Source organism: Pseudoalteromonas sp. TB25 (assembly GCF_000497995.1).
In the GTDB taxonomy this organism is placed as follows: Bacteria; Pseudomonadota; Gammaproteobacteria; order Enterobacterales; family Alteromonadaceae; genus Pseudoalteromonas; species Pseudoalteromonas distincta.
This window is the reverse complement of sequence record NZ_AUTI01000147.1, coordinates 1-19140: the sequence shown is the minus strand read 5'-3', so window position 1 is coordinate 19140 and position 19140 is coordinate 1. Positions and strand designations below refer to the sequence as shown.

18 protein-coding genes, 1 tRNA gene and 1 pseudogene are annotated in these 19140 nt (G+C 38.3%); 3 read left to right on the top strand and 17 right to left on the bottom strand.

Annotated features, from left to right (window positions below):
* Window positions 1-560 (top strand): GH32 C-terminal domain-containing protein (locus L652_RS0103220; protein ID WP_024603282.1); only part of this gene is annotated, 560 nt, incomplete at its 5' end.
* A 274-nt stretch (window positions 561-834) separates the two neighbouring features.
* Window positions 835-1317, top strand: a pseudogene (locus L652_RS1000000125280) (DDE-type integrase/transposase/recombinase); the annotation flags it as partial.
* A 536-nt stretch (window positions 1318-1853) separates the two neighbouring features.
* On the opposite strand, the gene L652_RS0103205 reads toward L652_RS1000000125280, so the two are convergent.
* From L652_RS0103205 to rppH, 17 genes are all read right to left on the bottom strand, one after another.
* Window positions 1854-1928: transfer RNA gene (locus L652_RS0103205), tRNA-Arg, on the bottom strand.
* Between the two features lie 72 nt (window positions 1929-2000).
* The gene (locus tag L652_RS0103200; protein ID WP_024595022.1) at window positions 2001-2669 is read right to left on the bottom strand and encodes a FlgO family outer membrane protein; all 669 of its coding nucleotides are present in this window, start codon (window positions 2667-2669) and stop codon (window positions 2001-2003) included.
* Window positions 2670-2676: 7 nt separating this feature from the next.
* On the bottom strand, window positions 2677-3369 hold the full coding sequence (locus L652_RS0103195; RefSeq protein WP_024603281.1) for a FlgO family outer membrane protein: 693 nt from the start codon (window positions 3367-3369) through the stop codon (window positions 2677-2679).
* 13 nt (window positions 3370-3382) lie between these two features.
* Window positions 3383-3976: a FlgO family outer membrane protein gene (locus L652_RS0103190; protein ID WP_007583140.1), complete on the bottom strand. Its 594-nt coding sequence runs from the start codon at window positions 3974-3976 to the stop codon at window positions 3383-3385.
* Window positions 3977-4032: 56 nt separating this feature from the next.
* On the bottom strand, window positions 4033-4662 hold the full coding sequence (locus tag L652_RS0103185; RefSeq protein ID WP_024594916.1) for an SPOR domain-containing protein: 630 nt from the start codon (window positions 4660-4662) through the stop codon (window positions 4033-4035).
* Between the two features lie 10 nt (window positions 4663-4672).
* The gene (locus tag L652_RS0103180; protein ID WP_206015970.1) at window positions 4673-7570 is read right to left on the bottom strand and encodes a hypothetical protein; all 2898 of its coding nucleotides are present in this window, start codon (window positions 7568-7570) and stop codon (window positions 4673-4675) included.
* A 34-nt stretch (window positions 7571-7604) separates the two neighbouring features.
* Window positions 7605-8435: a fimbria/pilus periplasmic chaperone gene (locus L652_RS0103175; protein ID WP_024592959.1), complete on the bottom strand. Its 831-nt coding sequence runs from the start codon at window positions 8433-8435 to the stop codon at window positions 7605-7607.
* 9 nt (window positions 8436-8444) lie between these two features.
* On the bottom strand, window positions 8445-8927 hold the full coding sequence (locus tag L652_RS0103170; protein ID WP_024594914.1) for a DUF4402 domain-containing protein: 483 nt from the start codon (window positions 8925-8927) through the stop codon (window positions 8445-8447).
* Window positions 8928-8930: 3 nt separating this feature from the next.
* Entirely contained in the window at window positions 8931-9533 is a 603-nt protein-coding gene (locus tag L652_RS0103165) for a DUF4402 domain-containing protein (RefSeq protein ID WP_024594913.1), read from the bottom strand.
* A gap of 115 nt (window positions 9534-9648) precedes the next feature.
* Complete coding sequence (locus L652_RS0103160; RefSeq protein WP_024594912.1) at window positions 9649-10203, bottom strand: SPOR domain-containing protein; 555 nt, start codon at window positions 10201-10203, stop codon at window positions 9649-9651.
* Between the two features lie 368 nt (window positions 10204-10571).
* Window positions 10572-11255: an SPOR domain-containing protein gene (locus L652_RS0103155; RefSeq protein WP_024594911.1), complete on the bottom strand. Its 684-nt coding sequence runs from the start codon at window positions 11253-11255 to the stop codon at window positions 10572-10574.
* 701 nt (window positions 11256-11956) lie between these two features.
* The gene (galU, locus tag L652_RS0103150; RefSeq protein ID WP_024594910.1) at window positions 11957-12835 is read right to left on the bottom strand and encodes a UTP--glucose-1-phosphate uridylyltransferase GalU; all 879 of its coding nucleotides are present in this window, start codon (window positions 12833-12835) and stop codon (window positions 11957-11959) included.
* Between the two features lie 23 nt (window positions 12836-12858).
* Entirely contained in the window at window positions 12859-13710 is an 852-nt protein-coding gene (locus L652_RS0103145; protein WP_024594909.1) for a thymidylate synthase, read from the bottom strand.
* A gap of 13 nt (window positions 13711-13723) precedes the next feature.
* The gene (gene lgt, locus L652_RS0103140; protein WP_002958701.1) at window positions 13724-14527 is read right to left on the bottom strand and encodes a prolipoprotein diacylglyceryl transferase; all 804 of its coding nucleotides are present in this window, start codon (window positions 14525-14527) and stop codon (window positions 13724-13726) included.
* A 13-nt stretch (window positions 14528-14540) separates the two neighbouring features.
* A complete protein-coding gene (locus L652_RS0103135) occupies window positions 14541-15350 on the bottom strand; it encodes a sulfite exporter TauE/SafE family protein (RefSeq protein WP_024594908.1) in 810 nt (269 codons plus the stop codon).
* A gap of 90 nt (window positions 15351-15440) precedes the next feature.
* The gene (ptsP, locus tag L652_RS0103130) at window positions 15441-17705 is read right to left on the bottom strand and encodes a phosphoenolpyruvate--protein phosphotransferase (protein ID WP_002958703.1); all 2265 of its coding nucleotides are present in this window, start codon (window positions 17703-17705) and stop codon (window positions 15441-15443) included.
* Between the two features lie 30 nt (window positions 17706-17735).
* The gene (rppH, locus tag L652_RS0103125; RefSeq protein WP_002958704.1) at window positions 17736-18254 is read right to left on the bottom strand and encodes an RNA pyrophosphohydrolase; all 519 of its coding nucleotides are present in this window, start codon (window positions 18252-18254) and stop codon (window positions 17736-17738) included.
* A 530-nt stretch (window positions 18255-18784) separates the two neighbouring features.
* On the opposite strand from rppH, the gene L652_RS0103120 reads away from it, so the two are divergent.
* On the top strand, window positions 18785-19140 hold a 356-nt coding region (locus tag L652_RS0103120), incomplete at its 3' end, for a MutH/Sau3AI family endonuclease (protein ID WP_024603280.1).

Here is a 19140-nt window from a genome sequence, read left to right as displayed (position 1 = left end):
GTAAGCCGCAGCTTGTCTCGCAGCCCATCAATGCGATCGACAAACTTGAGGGTAATACAGTAGCTCGATCCAATATTCGGGTGACGGAAGCGTCGAAGATGGCACTTCCTCACCCTCAATCCGATGCCTACCGACTCCGGGTTAAGATTGACGCTGACTCAGATGCTAAAGAGATCCGCTTCCGTCTTAAGGAAGGCAATGGGCACTTTTCTGTCGTTGGATACAACTTTGCGAATGACACTGTTTTTGTCAAACGCGATAAGGATGCTATAGCCAATGCGATGCCCAAAGTTTACCGCGAGGTTCGAAAGTCCCCCGTACAAGCGCGCGATGGCTTTGTCATGCTGGATATCATTGTAGATACAACATCCATTGAGGTCTTTGTAAATAACGGCGAAGTTGTACTTTCAAACCTTGTATTCGGCGCTCCCGGTGCAAATGACCTATCGGTCGAGTCAATTGGAGGAAATACGGAACTGAGTTTATTTGAGCTAACCCCTCTCAAGGTTGCCCCGGTCACTCGCAGTAAAGGTAATGCGGGCTTGGGCCCTACTCCGTGAAATTTAGCCTAGATTGTATTTTAAGATGTTGCTGGTTATTGTGTGATTCATAGGTATCGTTTCAATATACTATCTCTCTATGAACAAAGAAACTCAACAGCTATTAAAGTGGATTGAGCTTTAAGAAAAAACAATGTTGTGGGTCTAGTTTGACGTCGTTGGTATATCTAGACCTACTCTTCAAATTGCTACCAGCGATACATAGAAAACAGCATAGACGTACTCACAGACCCCAAGCACTAATATTTATTATCAAATAGAAAATGGGTGCTAGAAGCTCCAAAATCAGCTTCTACACGAGCATAACTTCCATCCATCACTTGACTCAATTCATAAAGTCCTGACCAAATACGAAGTAAAGCCAATAGTTTTTCAGCAAAAGAAAAATACTTCATTCGATAATAAAGGCCTATTCCTAGTGACTAAATTCAGATGGATACATGTAAAGTCGCGCCTGAATTTATCAGTACACTACCATTGATGATTGCTCTAGATATCGCGTGTTAGACGCCTTTAAACGTAGAACGGCAAACAATACACTTACCTTTGTCGATAAAGTGATAGAAGAAATGCCATTTCCAACACGACGGTACAAACTGATCGCGCAATGGAGTTTTTTGCTGAGAAGGTACTGCTCAAATTGATGGAGCATAACATTAAATTTCGTCCCAACAAATCAGGCTCTCCTCACTTAAATGGTAAAGTTAAGAGGCCACAAAGAATCGACAAAGAAGAGTTTTATTCGACCGTTAATTTGGATTTTGGAGATCTCAAAAGTTAAACTTTACCTGAATGACGGCATTACTACACTACAATCAGCAGCACGCTTACGGCTCATTTAGAGGTAAAACACCACGGGTATTGAATGTGAACGCCTTGAACTACATCACTTTGAAGAACGTTCAAGCTAACTACGAAACGCCTAAAAATAGTTAAGAAATCAATTAAACTATATAATATTAAGCCTGAGAAATTAATGCATCATTAGTTAAGCTGATTTTTAGAAATCTTTATCATTTATATTTTATAAAAAATCAGGAGTGATGTAGCGGTCAATTAATTTCAAATTTGATGAGGTTTCTACTTTCTACTTAACTTTATTGGCTAACTTTAAAAAACCTTTCGGCTTTTTTTACACTTTATTCTTAACTGGGCTATTCGTAATAAATCTATGCTAGTTGATATCAGTGAAACAATGGCTAGGTACAATTATAAGAGTTGAGTGTAATCCACTATTTAATAAACTCATCACGCTACATATGTGCTACTCAAGCATAACTCATTAAATTTAATTGGTAGCCCCTGCAGGAATCGAACCTGCAACTGCCCCTTAGGAGGGGGCCGTTATATCCATTTAACTAAGAGGCCACAAATAAGCTGTGTGCTTAGAGGTGTGAATTATAACGGCATCTGGTTTTTTATATCAAGCGACAACTGAACTTAATTACTTGATAAGTATATATCTTCTTTATTTAGTACATAAATTGGGATTAGTTTTCGACTACTCGCGACGATTTTTTTTGTATGCGCGTTAATTACACGTGTATTTACAACAACAGCATCACTGCGATAAATTAATGTACCCGCTAATACATGGCTCGCCATTTGCTCTTCGCTAAGCTTTTCAATATCACGCGAGAAAGCAAAATCACCACGGCTATTTACATCTATTGTTTGGGTTGTCTTAAAATCAACCACGCCATAACCAAACTTTTGTAACTGATGAATTAATGTTTCAGAAATTTGATTACCCAATTGATTACTTTTAGTAAGCGATGAATCAAGATCGACCAAAGTAGTAACAGCAATATTAATGTTGGTGTCGGTATCACTTTCATACTCAAGCGTATCAACCAAATCAAGTGCCATTTGCTCTACATAGTTAGAAAGTGTTTTATGGTGCTGAAGTGGTATAAATTGATTGCCGTTAGCATCGTCTTGAGTTGATTTTTGCTCGGCTGTTTTAAGCATGCTTGCTAAGTCATAATTTACTTGTGTGGTTGAAGATGCATTCATTTCAGCACTTTCATTATTTTGAGTAAAGGCACAACCAGTTAAATTAGCTAAAGCAAAAAAAACGATAAAGCGGTTTAATAATTTACTATACATAATTATCTCACTTGCTTGCTTGTTTTAACATTATGCCATCAGTGCGATAGCTACTATTAAGCGCATCAACAACCGACTGTGGAATAAACCCTTGTGCAGAACCGACTACGGCCTTACTTTCTAGCCCAACAATACGTGCATTAACAAGTACACCACCTTGATGGTTTACAAGCGTACCGGCTAGTACGTACTTAAAGTTTTGATCTTGTTTTAGCTCTAAATAGTCGCGACTAAATACAAAGTCGCCTGTTGAGGTAACACGCATATAATCAGTTGTTTTAAAATCAATAACGGGTACACCAAAGCTGTGTAATTCATGCATGAAGCTTTCTGCAATTTGGTTTCCTAGTAAGCTACCATCGTTGTAGTCTTCATCTAAAAAAATAAAACTCGAAACAGCTAACGGTGTTTGTTCACTTACGTACTGTAAGTTTTCAACCATGTCTTGCATTATGCCGCGCACATAATGGTTAATATTTTTGCGCATTGGCGGTGTTGCTTTTGTGTAGTTATCTTGTGGAGCCATTCCTGACTGAAATAAGTTATCGTCAGAAACAGGCGCTGCAACGTCGCGTTGGTTACTCACCAGTTGGTTGCTTTGCTCACTTTGTGGTGTTGTGGTGTCTGTATTCATTGTGCCTAGTATTTGAGAGCAACCAAAGCCCAGTGGTAAGCATAATGTAATTAATAGGTTTTTCATTTTGTGCTCCAAATTAGTATTCGCTTCGGTATAAAAGTCCGTCACGCTGCTGAATTTTCTCATTGCCCCACATTACATTAATTGGGATCTCGGTACTTCCCGCAGAGAGCACCTGTTTATTTTCTATATTCACAAGCCGTGCATTAACTATGTATGCATGCTGCTGGCGAGTCACTGTTCCTGTGATAACTAAGTCAATATTTTGGCGATTACGTAATTTACTTAAATCGCGACTTAAAATACTGTCTGAGTTTTCTGATAAAGAGAGGTTATTCCCAAGTCTGTACTCAACGGTGTGATAACCCAGTTGAGTAAATTGTGTAAGCAGACTTTCTTGGATCTGCTGACTTAAGCCTGAGGCTTGCCCTGTCACTAATTTTGTATCTAGTGCATCTGCATAAAAGAAGCTACTAACGCCAACACGTGCATTAGCATTTAATGCTCCGTTTAGGTGGTTAAGTTGCGACGTTAAATTAACTACATAGTCATTAACCGTAAAAGGAGCCATGGCCGCTTTAGGTGCATCTGTAGGCACACTTGGTTCTGGTGGTGGCACCAAGTTACAAGCAGCTAAATTTAAAAATAATAAAGGCAGTAAAAGGCGCATAATTGCCATCCTCTTCAAAACATACTGAGGATAAAGCAATTTATATGCCGACTTAGCTATTGTGCGGTAAAAGGCTGATCTACGTAATAACTAACTAAACAATTTATATTTTGGCTCTTTAATTTTTGACAGTCAGCCATAGCGTTTTTTTTGTCTATGTATGCGCCTAGCTTTAAGCGGTTATACATAACTCCTTTTACATTTATTGTTTCAACATTCATTACAAAATTATCGCCTAGTAAGTTAGGAAGCTTTTTCTGTAGCTGCCTAAAAGCTAAAGAGAGTTGTTCTTTTTGCGTTATTGAAAGCACTTGTAAAGCAAATTTGGGATTAACTGGTTTTGTTACTTGTATATTCGAGTTATTAATTGTGTTGGTATTAACGATTTCTGCTTTTATTACTGGTGCGTTTTTCTGCTCATTTTCTTTTGCAATTGTATTAAGTTGCGATATTAGTAAACTTAAGTCTTCTTCAATAAGTAATAAACGCGCAAGTTCAGGCCTCATATTTTGCCACTGCTGGGAGCTCATTTTTAGAGCTTCAAGTTCTTGCTTTGTTATTTTTACGTAGCTTTTTTCGTCAGCTATTTCCGTCTGAGTAATACTATTATCAATTGCTTTATTATTCGCACAACCATAACTTAGCAACATTGCACTGATTAAAAATATACATTGAACTCTTTTCATCCTAATTCCTTTAATGAAGTATTTCATGTGTTTCAATAACACACTTTAATCCTTGCGCTTTTACTGAGTCGCATACAGAGATAAGCTTTGGCGAACTATTTGTTGCGTACGCTAAGGCTAAAATAAATTTATTTTTAGCTTTATCATACATATAAAAAGCTTCTTGCTGCTCTATTCGTGGTGCTATTAAACGGTAATAAATTTTTAAGATATTTAACGAACTAAAACTTCCGGCATTGGCAATGCTTCCTGTTGTTGCACTGAGCGCCTTTAACGTTAAATCAACGCCCATTACTACATCTCCTTGAGGCGATAAATTAACTGTTATATTTTGAGTGTTGTTTAGCTGCTTGCGTTGTTTATATTCATCATCAATTACTGCTTTATACTGCCCCGGTTTAAGGTCTGTAAATAAATAATAGCCATCATATGCTGCTTGAGTTTGTGCAACTTGATCCCCTTTCTCATTCAATAGCGCTATATTTGCAAAGGGCTGGATCTGTGTTGTATCACCTTTTTGTTGATAAACAACTCCCTCCACTTCACTGGCATTATTTAATGCGAAGTCCATATACTCTACAAAACCAGCCCTTGGTGTAATAGAAAAACCCTCATTAGCTGGTATTAAAAACGGATCTTCAAAACTATTTCTATCTAGTATTATATCTGTTGTACGATTTGCTGGCATTGAAGTTAATAGCGCAACGCCGTGTTCGTCTGTAATTGCTTGACGATAATTGTGAACGCCTTTTACCTTTACGCCGCCAACACCGTGCTCATCATCATCCATAATACCGTTATTATTTTGATCTAAAAATACGCGTAACATTAAACTACCCGTGTTAGTTAAGCTGCGCTTAGAGACAAAATATGTGTTGTGTTCAACATCAAACCCTAAGCTAAAACGACTATAAATACCGAGCCGCCAATCATCGTTACTGTTGTAGTTTAAGTTACTCGTTAAACTAAACTTGTCGCTTTGCCAATTGAGTCCTAATTCGGCCGATTGAATATTATTACGAAGGGAATCAGTTATAGTCAGTTCGGCTTGTAAATCTCGGCCCAAGTTGCGGCTAAACTCAGCCTCGTAACTAACAAGCTCACTTACTGGCGATATACTATAATCTATACCAAACCTTGTGTAGGTTCTCCCAAAGCGCTTTTGAAAACGTGTTGTTCCAAAAGTACTCTTAGAGCTATCGTCTTGTTGCCACAGCAATTGGTTACTTAATGCAAATCCTGAGTATGAGTAGTTGAACTGGTTGCGTACTTGTTTAAAACGCCCTCTAATATCACTATCGTCATATAAGACGTTATTTTGATAAGAAAGGCGTCCATAGGTATTATTCATTAGCCCACCAGCTAAATTTATTTGGTAGCTGTTAAAATCTTGCTGCTGTTCGTCGGTACGATTTGTAGCGCTAAAAAGTAGTGATTGTTCGGCAATTTGAGTTCGGGCTGTAAATTCAAATTCTTGTTCATTGTTATTATTTTTTTCAACATTCGCATTTAATAATAATCGGTCAGACAAGCTTATGTTGGTACCAAATGCATACTTAAGTAGATCGTCATCCGTATTTTTTTGACCTGATGTAGCAGTGTATACAGATATATTATCTGTAAGCCCTTGCTCATATCTACCCGCAACTTGCCAACCCTGCCCCTGCGAGCTTGAAACATTGTTATTTAGTAACTGCTTGCCTTGTTCAGTAACCGACAATTCATAGTGACCTTGTCCCTGCTTAAGTTGATTTCCGTCCACAAAGTAATAATCACTTTTACGCTCAACTTGACCTTGAGGCCCATAAAAAATAAGCTCAAAATTATTAGCTCCAAATAATAGGTTTATATTATCAAAAATATAACGCCCATCTGCGAGGCTAAGCTGCTGGTCTATTAATATTTCATTACGATACAGCTCTACATCCCAACCTGGCTGTATAGCACCGCTTAAGTTAACTTGATTATTGACTATTTTTCTATTGGTTACATTATTAGAAACTTTAACACCTCGGGCATACTGACTACTGTAGCTATTACCCACTTGCGTGGCGATAACATCACCAAAAGATATTTCAGTAGGCATGAAGCTGTTTTTTATTTCTTTGTCTAAGTTTTGCTTTGTAAACGTTAACCTAGAGTTGGTAAGTAAGTCAGTACTTCGTCCAGACAAAAAATACTCTGCAGATAAATACGCAAAGTCTTGAGTGCCTAAAAGTGAATAGTTCGTAGAATGTCTATCATCGCTCGCGGTAAAATTTAGTTGTAAGTCGGCAACCGGAGAAGATAGCGCTTTATATGGGCTAGCTTTCCATGGGAGCGTAGGTGGCGATCTCTTGTTAGGTGATTTTAGGTTGCGCGACTGTCTGTATCTTTGTTGTTCAACCGGTAAGGGGATCTCTGAGCTTATAAGTAATTCTAAATCTGGGTAATCAATATTAAACTCTAGATTTAAAGCATTATGTAAACTTTGAATATCTACATAAATATCATCTTCAATGGTAATTTGATTTTTTGCTAATAAGTAGCTCTGTGTAGGACTAGTAAATACAGCGGGTGTAACCGCTGCATTTAGAAAAAGAGGTTGTTGATTTGATCCAACACCTTGAGCAATTCGATTGCTAGCATCAACATTCATTGCAAATTGTAGAATATCAAATAAGTCGCTTAAACTAACTTGTACACTTTGCTCGCTTTTAATTGCTGCAACTTCACCTAAGTAGTATGAGTTTAAATAAAGCGAAAGTATTAATAACTCGCCTGTGGCGATTCGCTGTTGCTGATTTTCTTTGTTTTTATAATCAATTACTTCAACGGGCTTAGTTAGCTTTAGTTCAATTGCGCGTAGTGTTGTTAAAGCATCCCCCACGGAAGAATTAGGATTAGCTATTACACTATTACTAAGCAAACTACTTATGCTTAGTAATAGTGCATACAATAAATTATTTAGCGTCATTCACAGTTAAAACATTAAGTGATTGTGAGGTTAAAGGCAGAGTGTATTGTGCAAATGTAAGGTCTTTATATTCTTGACTGCCTTCATATTTAAAAATGACTTTTCCTGCTTTATCTAAATTTTTGTCACTAAATAAACTAAGGGTTACAAACGCATTATCCACTTCTGGATAAATACTTAAATTACCAATTTCTGCAATTTTAACTTGCTCGTTATTGCTATCAACAAAGTAAGCACTTAATTTACCGTAGCTACTAAACTTACCTTCTCGTTTTATATTCAATAAAAACTGAGGACGTTGATTGCTTTCATTTAGCACTAGCTTAGCTTGTTCTATGGCAACTTCTGGCTGTTTCATGTCTTTACGTAACAAAATAGGAATGCTGTAGCTCATAATCATATTAACTTTTATTGAGCTTGTTTTATTAGTATTTTCACCAGGCAATGCTTGAAATAGAAGATGAGAGCGGTACTCACCAGAAGCTAGACCTTTAGGTTTACGTATTGCTATTTTTACTGTTTGTTTTTCACCAGGTGCTAAACGCATTTGTTTTGGTGACAAACGTGCCATTGAACTTAAACTTTCGCTTGTAGCCTCTGCCAACTGTATGTAGCCACCGCTAGGTTGCGCTTGCTTCTCACTCCATAAAACACGATATGTTTGATATTCATCCCCCGTATTAATTACGGTAACTTTAGCGGTTCGTTGACGTTCATCAAAACTAATACGGGTTGGAGAGATAAGTAAATTTGCGTATGCATTTTTTCCTAAAATACATACACTCAGTGCGAGCAGCACTACAACTTTATAAAGCATGTTTTTCCTTTAGTAATCAATCGTAATTTCTAATTGGGTGTCAGTAATAAAACTACCATCTAAGTAACTTTGGCTAGTCCCTGTCGTTATTAAACGGCCACCTACTTTGAGTAAAAGATCTCCAAATTCATCGCTAGTTTGCGTGCTTGGTAAATCCACTAATACAACCGAAAACTTGGCACTATTAGCTCCAAGTACTTCACTTTGCAATGTAGAGTCACTCATTTTATTAAACGATATTTGAGTAAGCGGAGGTAAATCGGTAAATAAAAGTTCTGCGGGATTCCCCTCAGTTAATACGTAAATACTACCAAATGTGGTTATTTCACCATTGTGGTTAATCGTGATAGAGCTTAAAGTATTATTTTGAGGGATAACTAAAGTGCCAAAATTAAGCGCTTCTTGTTGTATGCTTGCGCTATAGGCTTGCTCGCTAAACATTAACGAAAGCCAAGCAGAAACATACAAAAAGCGCATTGTTTGTTTAAACACTAATTAATATGACACTTCAATATTAAAGCTACCAGAATACTCACCATCAGGGTAATCCACACTTGATGCGTTTGATGAAGTAGAAAGAGTCGCGCCTATATTAAATGATACAGCGCCATCAGCACCAGCTTGTAGGTTAGGAGTACCCTGCGTATAAAGCGCTCCTGAATTTGTTCCGCTCGTTATAAAGTAAGTCCAAGCATCTACAGTAAAATCAGGTTCATTTAAGCCTTGGCCAGCTAAGGGTAGTATCAAAGTATTTACTGGGTCGCTAATGGTTAAAATAGAGTTTGGTACTACATCTGACACACTGAAAGCACCCGCTTCACCACCTTCAATTATTGAGATACTCGCAGCGTTACCAGTTGGATTATCTTGTGAAGTAACAGGGCTCGCAGCTGGATCAGGATTAACTGTCAGCGTTGCTTGTTCGGCGCCTAATGGATCTGAAATAGCACGAATAGTACCAAAATTTAAATCGTTATCTTTTGTGAGTACTACAGCATTTTGTACTGTTACTTTCGCTTCAAATGACTCTGTAGCAGCATAAGTGCTAAACGAGCTGACCACGGTGGCTACAGCTAATGCAGATAAATAAAACTTCATGCTAAATCCTTATAAGAAAATGGGCTTTATCAAATATTTGCCCAACTATAGTTAGTATCGACTATTAGTACAAATACTTTAATACTATATAAGTTTAAAAGTCCTAATTTATTAATTATATTGGTTTTCCGACAAAAGCAGCAATATTACATACTTGATCAAGCTGATTAGCTAAATAACAAAACGCACTTACTTGAGCATCGTTTTTAAATGGACCTACACGTAATCCATACAAAGTCATATTATTATTTTTACGTTCAAACATAGTAAAATTAAATTGAGTAAATGCACTAGGGTATAATTGCTTAAGCCTTTCGACTCTTGCTCTAACAAGCTCTGGCTTTAAATACCAACCAAGCTGTGCTCCAATTTTAGTTTCATCTGTTAAGGTGAGTTCTGAGTTTTGTAAGTTTGGTGTTTTTACTTCGGGAGTGTTATTTAGTGCCGTCGGTTCCAAATTCTGTGAAGGCTGATTACCATAGGTGATATCGATTTTACTTTGCATGAGTAAAGGAGGGTTTTCAGTTAATTCACTTTGAGACGATAACGCCATAATTAATAGCTGTAAATCATCTTCCATAGCAGTTAAACGACCAATGCTTTCTTGCTGTACGTGCCACTGCGAAACATACTCTTTTACTTGTTTATCAGTTATTAAAGAATGCTGCACGCTCTCGTTATTTACAGTTGCGCTGCTGCATCCATATAAATAAAAAGATAAGAATAAAACTGATATTAAATGACAAGACTTCAAATACCGCATTGCAAAATGCACTCTACTAACCAAGATAATAAATCAAAGCAAATTTTGCGCCAATTTATAGCAACTTTTTAATTAAGTAGTCTATTTTGAAGTAAGAAAACCGAGTTGATAACAAAACAAAATTGCATTATTTAATTACTATCACTAATTATTGCTGTATTGCTCTAGCTACTGCCTCCGTGCACTCGTATATCAAAATTATTAGCGATAATTGCGTCAGGTTTAATCCCCAGATTGATTAGGTATTATTACAGATTGATATTACGTAATACGGGCTACAGCCTTACTGGCTTATCGGTGTAGTTACTTACTATGCAATCGAGTTTATATAACTTGAATACGTCACAGTCTGCTTTTGCATTTTTAAAGTTTTGGTAAGAGCCAAGTTTTAGCCTGTAAAACATTTTGTCGTTTATCTTGGCGGTTTCTACGTTAGTCAATATTTTGTCTCTAAACAACGGTGCTGCTTTAGTATTTAGCTCTTGCCATGCTTTAGCCACACCTTGCTCTGAGTCAACCGAAGCTACTTGCAAAGCAAATACATGTTTTGGTTTATTTAATTTTACAGCTTGTTTTTTATTACTGTAGTTTTGTTTAACTTGTTGGCGTGACTTAACATTGCGTGTGTTTCGTGGTGAACGTACAGACTTGCTGCTATACCCTTGATTAGACTGCGCTATTGCTTTGCTGTTTATAATATCAATATGATTTACGAGATAAGTTATTTCTTTTTCTAACCTTAAAATTCGCTCTATGCCTTCACGAGCTTGTTGCCACTGCATTGCAGCATCTTTTAGCTGAGCAAGTTCAAGGGCTGTAATTGATACATAGTCAGGCGAGTTACTTTGAGGCTGTTCATCAATGGTTTTTATTTCAGGCGTAACGCTGCATGCTGTGCCAAATAAAAGCATTAGCAAGCTAAGTAAAAGCCCAATGTTATTTTTTTTATATATAAACATGTATTTGCTGTCCTGAAAGCAGTGTTCTTACACTACATTTCAGTTAAACATTCTCACAAGAAAGCGTTTAACTTTATTTAAGCTGTGAGCTATAAAACTTAGCTCTTCGCATGCTTGTCAGTGTTTTGTAAAACACAACGTTGCATACTCCCACCCTTCCTTGAGAGCATTATTTAATACAAATTCAATGCCAGTTAACACAAACTTTACAACATAAATAACAATATGTCTGTAATGACCTAAAAATTTTATTTTTAGAGAGGCTCCTTTCCTATTTTATTCTAGGGCCTGTTGACCTTTCAGGATTAAAATTTGTTCAATCTAGGGGCCATTTAATCGCGGCGCGAGGTTTGTAATCTAGTGGGCTCGATAACTGCTCCTGCGTTATTCTACTGACTTACATCCCTGTAAGAATAAGTAAAAACCGAGTAAAGCTTCCGCGTCCTGCTCACGCCCCTTACCTACATCCATGTAGGCAACAAAGAGTAAATTGCCCCGAGGCAGAACCCTTCGGGCAGCGCATGTTTGGCATTTATGCTACGTTATCGCCTATTTATGGGGAATAACCACACTTCATAGGCTCTGCCTTGCCTAAATACCAAACAGTCTGCTGTAAATTTAACCTCGAAAGATAAACAGACTCTAACAAAACTCATAAAAAAGGCGCCGATATAGGCGCCTTTCATGTTTTACGTTAACTGTTAAATCAGTTTTTTAATAAATGACTTTAATTCATCAGCAAATTCATCGCGCCGAAGTGCAAATTCAATAGTTGCTTTTAAATAACCAATTTTACTTCCACAATCGTGGCTACGGCCTTTTATAGCGTATGCATCTACTTTTTCGTGTTCCATTAACATCGCAATTGCGTCAGTTAATTGAATTTCATTGCCTGCTCCTTGCGGAGTTTTTGCAAGTAACGGCCATATGTTTTCGCTTAATACGTATCGACCCACTACAGCTAAGTTAGATGGTGCTTCGTCTACTGGCGGTTTTTCTACCATATTAAAGATTGCTGAGCTTTCACCTTGCTTTAGGTCAACATCGCCTAAATCAACCACACCAAACTTATCTACTTCATCCATTGGTACTGGCTCAACCATTATTTGGCTATGCTTGTTTTGCTCAAAATTAGCGATCATTTCTGCTAAGTTATCTTTTTTAAGATCGCTCTCTACATCGTCAATAATTACATCCGGTAGAATAACTACAAACGGTTCGTTACCAATAATAGGCGCAGCACAACTAATAGCATGGCCTAAGCCTTTTGCTTCACCTTGGCGTACGTGAATAATGGTTACGTCTTTAGGGCAGATTGCTTGCACTTCGGCAAGTAGTTGCCGCTTTACACGCTTTTCTAAAGTAGCTTCTAGTTCAAAGCTCGTATCGAAGTGATTTTCGATTGAATTTTTACTTGAGTGAGTTACTAACACTATTTCTTTAATGCCTGCAGCAACGGCTTCGTTTACTACATATTGAATTAAAGGACGGTCTACCACTGGCAGCATTTCTTTAGGAATTGCTTTAGTGGCTGGTAACATACGAGTACCAAGGCCTGCTACTGGGATGACTGCTTTCATTTTATGTTTTCCTTAATCTTTTATTATACTGAAAATGGATATTGAATCGCTTCGTGGCATTGATAGCCTGTTACTTCAAAGTCGTCTCGTGTTACCCACGTTTCTATGTCTTCTAATGATTTAATTTTTGGATTAATTTTTAACTGAGGAGATGCAAATGGCTCACGCGTTAACTGCACATCACGCATCAGCTCAAGTTGGTTTTCGTAAATATGTGCATTAGCAATTTTATGATACGCCTTACCCGCTTTGTGGCCGGTAATTTGAGCCACTAGCGCAAGCAACACAAAACACTGAATTTGATTAAAATTAAGGCCAAGTGGCACATCACAGCTTCGCTGGTATGACGTTAAATATAGCGTATCACCAAGTAAGGAGAAAGTGTGTGTATGCATACACGGGCGCAGGCAACCAAGCTCAAACTCACCTGGATTATAAAACGTGATTATTTCACCACGGTCATCAATGCCATTTTTTAAGTTATTAATAACTTTGGAAAGCTGATCAAGCGTTGAGCCATCTGGTCGTTGCCAACCACGACCTTGTACGCCGTAAACACGCCCCATGTCATCCTCACCTTTACGGTTAGGATTATTAAGCCATGCATTGTTATCGTTTGCGTTAGCATCCCACGTTTTACAGCCAATTTCACGAAATTGCGCAGCGCTGTCGTACCCGCGTAAATAGCCTAGCAATTCAGCAATCGCTGCTTTGTAGTAACTTTTGCGTGTAGTGATCATCGGAAACTGATTATTAGCCACATCGTATTCTAAATCAGCATTGATAACGGTTAAACAACGAGTACCTGTACGTTTATTTTCGACCCACTGCCCTTCGTCAACAATACGCTGACATAATTCTAAATATTGTTTCATGCGTTACTTCTTATTATGCTTTAGCTGTGGTTATTTGTTTAGGTTGTTTATATGCCCAAATTAATAAGCCTAAACCACCTACAATCATAGGTAACGAAAGTATTTGTCCCATTGATATAAAGTCGGCAAATAAACCTAATTGTGCATCGGGTTGGCGGAAATATTCAATACAGAATCTAAACACGCCATAACCTAATAAAAATACACCGGCTACGCTGCCTGCTGGACGTGGTTTTTTAATAAACCATTGCAGGATTAAAAACAGCACTAAGCCTTCAAAAAATGCTTCGTATAATTGCGATGGGTGACGCGCAAGCGGACCGCCCGTTGGAAATACCATTGCCCATGGCACGTCGGTAACACGCCCCCATAATTCACCGTTTATAAAGTTACCAATACGTCCAGCTAAAAGCCCTACAGGAACCAGTGGTGCAACAAAGTCGCCCACTTGCAGAAGCGACTTTTTACGCGTCCACGAAAAAATTGCGACGGCAGTTATAACGCCAAGTGTTCCACCATGAAACGACATACCGCCCTGGTCTATTCTAAATAAATACAGTGGGTTTTCTATAAAGTAACTAAACTGGTAAAACAATACGTAGCCAATACGCCCACCTAGTATTACCCCTAACATGCCGTAAAACAGTAAATCGCTTACTTGCTCTTTAGTCCAACCCGAATTTGGCTTTGATGCTTGACGATTTGCAAACCACATCGCAAATGCAAAACCTATTAAATACATCAAGCCATACCAACGTACGCTTAGCGGTCCAACAGAAAAAATAATTGGATCAATTTGAGGAAACTCAAGTGCCATAAAAAATAAACCTTTAGCTAAAAACCATTTTAATTGCGATAACTACAAGCAGCACCGCGAAAACTTTCTTAATTGTATTAACAGGTAAATAGTGAGTTGCTTTGGCGCCAATAGGCGCAACAAACCACGAGGTAATAACAATTCCAAGTAATGCAGGTAAATAAACAAACCCAGCAAAACCATGCTCTAAATCGGTAACATGCCAGCCTGCGCTGATGTAACCAATAGAGCCAAATAATGCTATAACAATTCCGCACGCGGCTGCGCAGCCAATTGCTTTTTTTATATCAACCGAAAAATAATTAAGCATAGGTACTATTAAAGCACCACCACCAATACCAATTAAACCTGATAATCCGCCCATTATCGCAGAAAATCCACCTAAAATAGGACCTGCTGGTAACGGTTTATCTGACATCGGTTTATTACGCGCGGATAGCACCATTCTTGCTGCAATAAATACAACACTTATAGCAAACACTGTACGCAATATTTGTTCAGGGATTAAACTTGCTGCAAAGCCACTAATAAGTGCACCTAAAGCCACACCCGACATAACCCATGGGGCAATATCCCAAGGCACGTTATCATTTTTATGATGAGCCAGCGCTGAAGACGTTGAAGTAAATAAAATAGAAGCGAGTGAGGTTGCAATAGCAATTACTAATACATGATCAGCCGACGTTACATTAAATGACAGTAGCAGAGTGCTTAGAACTGGAACGATAATTAAACCGCCACCAATGCCTAGTAACCCAGCTAAAAACCCAACAATACAGCCTAGTAGTGCGCAGCTTGCGACTAACAAACCTAAGTCATACATAGTAATCTCAAATACCCTTTTAAGGTTTATATATTAAAGGATTATAAAACTAATAGCATCTGTGTATTGCAATTAATTAGGCGTATAAGCTTATTTGGGAGTGTAAAACAAATCACCTAATTTATGCTCTAGCATAAAGCTTCGCGTTAAACGTAGTACTTGTTTGGCTGTGGATTGCGCTAAGCATTCACTTAATAGTTGTTCCATGTCACTGACATTTAAACGCCTAAGTACCCATTTAACTTTATTAAGCGATGATAAATTCATACTAAGGCGCCTGTAACCCATGGCAATAAGCAAAATAGCCCCTTCAGGATCGCCGCCTAGTTCACCACACAAACTAAACGGCAGTTCATATTGCTCACATTCACGCGCTACTTTATTTAGTACCCTGAGTACGCCCGGGTGATAAGGGTTAAAAAGTTCGGCAACTCGTGCATTAGCCCTGTCTACTGCTAATAAATACTGTGTTAAATCGTTACTACCTACTGAGCAAAAATCGACTTTTTTTGACCACTCTGGAAGCATAAATACACTTGAAGGTACCTCTAGCATTATCCCTATGTCGGGTCTTTCTATGGTTTGCTCTGGGTATTTTTCACTTAACTCAAAATAAGCCTGTTCAAATAATGCAAGTGACTCATCAACTTCTTCAGTGCCGCTGATCATAGGGAGCATTATTTTTAGATTGCCTAAACCAATATTGGCTTTAAGCATCGCTTTTAGTTGATCTAAAAATAACTCTGGGTGATCAAGGCTAATACGAATGCCACGCCAACCTAAAAATGGGTTTTCTTCGGTAATGTTAAAGTAATCGAGTACCTTATCGCCCCCAATATCCAATGTACGCATAACCACAGGATTAGGATGATAGCTAGTTAGTACTTCTCGGTACCAATTTTCTTGCTCTGATTGCGAAGGAAACTGACCCTTTTGCATAAACCACGCTTCGGTACGGTAAAGCCCCACACCGTCACAAATATGCGCGCTACTTTGCTCGGTATTAAGCTCAAGGCCTGCGTTTAATAATAAGCTAACATGCTCACCGTCAAGCGTAATTGATTCAGAGTCTTGCTCTGCTAAAAAGCGGTTATTAAGTAGGTTATCTTGATGCTGTAACTCTGTGTATTCATCCATCAACATTTGCGAAGGCGATATATATAAACGCCCAGCAAATGCATCTAAAATCATCGGTTTGCCATTAAACTGCAGTAGAGGTAAATCTTCTATACCCCAAATGGCAGGGATCCCCATCGCACGCGTTAATATAGAAGCATGGCTATTTGCAGAGCCATTTACGCTTACAACGCCTGTTAAGTGACCTTTTGGCACCTCAGCTAGCATGGCGGGTGTTAAGGTATTAGCAATTAAAATAGTGTTGGCCGGATAATTTTTAACAGCGTGCTCGGTATTTACAAGATGGTGTAATACGCGAAGACCAATGTCTTTAACGTCAACAGCACGCTCTTTTATATAAGGGTCTTGCATGGCATTAAATTGAGATATTAAACGCTCTATTACAATTTTTAGGGCGCTTTTAGCACACCAGCCTTCTTGTAATTGCATTTCAACATTATGCCCTAAACTTTTAGCGTCAAGCAGTTGTTGATACACATCAAATACCGCAAGAGCTTCGTGCGGAATAGAGTCGCTTAGCGTCATAGATAGGGTATTAAATTCTTTGCGCGTTGCAGCTACAGCTTGTGTAAACAAACGGCGCTGCTCAGTAACGTCACTGTCTTTTAAAAGCTCAATAGATTTAAAATCGAGTTTTGGTAATACAACAAATGCTTGCCCTATACCTATTCCAGGCGCGCTCGATACGCCTTTTAAAACAGACGTTTGATGAGATGACTCATCTTGGCGGAGTATTTCTTTAATTTCAGCATGCGCTAACTGTGAAGCAAGCTGGGCAGAAAGCGTTATTAAAAACGACTCTTCGTCTTGGCTAAATACACGTGCCATTTTTTGTTGAACAACAATAACACCCAGTACTTTTTTTTGATGAACAACGGGTACAGATAAAAAAGCGTTGTAGCCTTCTTCGTTTACTTCGGGGGAGAGCTTAAAACGAGGATGCGATTTAGCAAATGCAATATTAATAGGTTCTTCGCGTTGCGCTACTAGGCCCACTAAACCTTCGGTAAAACCAATTCTAAACTTACCTACCGCATCGGGGTTTAGCCCTTCGGTTGCCATAAGTACAAAATTGTCCTGGCTGTAATCTGCAAAATAAATGGAGCAGCACTGGGTTTTCATGGCATCTTTAACCATTTGCACAAAGCACACTAATGCGCTGTCTAAATTCGCTTGTCGCGATACAGACTCCGCAATAGATCTCAGTGTAGCCAGCATGTCCTGCTCCTTTATTTTATTCTGAATTAACTACCTTTTACTTCGCCAATGATCTTTATGTTGTTCTCTCTTATTAAAAGGCATGGCGAAAGGAGCAAACTCTTTCATTACACGTCGATAAACATCCCGTTTAAACGATACAACCTGTCTTACAGGATACCAATAACTTACCCAGCGCCAATCATCAAATTCAGGATGATGGGTTTTAAGTAAATTTACATCTTCGTCTTTACAGCGTAATTTTAGTAAAAACCATTTTTGTTTTTGCCCAATACACACCGGACTAGAGTCTCGGCGGATTAATCGTTTGGGTAATTTATAGCGTAACCAATGTTTTGAGCTTGCGACTATTTCTACATCTTCTGGTCGCAACCCTACTTCTTCGTGTAATTCACGGTACATGGTTTGTTCTGCAGTTTCGCCATCATCAACACCACCTTGGGGAAATTGCCAAGAGTGTTGACCATAACGTCTGGCCCAAAAAACCTGTCCCTGATTATTGCAAATCACAATTCCGACATTGGCACGAAAACCTTCGGCATCAATCACCTTAGTGCCTCATTTGTAAGTCGATTTTTAATGATTGTTCCACATTAGCCGCAATACGGCAAATACTATTATACCCAAGCCAATTAGTGAGCTAAGTTTGAGCTTTTAGTATGTTGATAAATTAATAGAGAATAGGTAAATATTTAGAAAATAACTCAGCAAAGCTATTGCGGTTCTTGTTTTCCTCTAGTTACTCACAGTTTGTGCATAACTTTTGTAAAACACGCTCATTTTGCAAACAAATCCACAATATTAGATCTTAAAACTTAGCTTCTCCACAGATTCTGTGGATAAACATGTTCATATAGTTGTATTTATCCTTACAACTTTTAAATGGCTTAATCAAAACTGAACGTGCACATTTAAAAAAACCTGCAGAGTCAGTAACTTAAAGTAAAGTAGCTTAATTTCAATATGTGCAAAATTAACACAAACAACAAGCGAGCAAAAAACGTACAACCCTAAAGATATCCACGGCTTAGCCTATTTGCTATCATGGCTATGGTATTTATACAACCGAAATTAAGAATATGCGACCTACAAAACCACACTCAATAAACGACTTAATGCAGCGCGTTAACAGTATTGCCGGATTAACGCTAGGACAACTTGCAAACCACTACCATTTTAAAACACCTGATGACTTACTACGTGAAAAAGGCTGGACTGGGCAACTCATTGAATACGTACTAGGCGCTACTGCAGGCTCAAAACCCCTCCCCGATTTTGAAGATTTAGGAATTGAGCTAAAAACACTGCCTATTTCTTATAAAGGTAGGCCACTGGAAACTACGTTTGTATCGGTTACACCTTTAATGAACGTAACGGGAATGACGTGGCATACCAGCTCTGTACGTAAAAAACTAAATCATGTTTTATGGCTGCC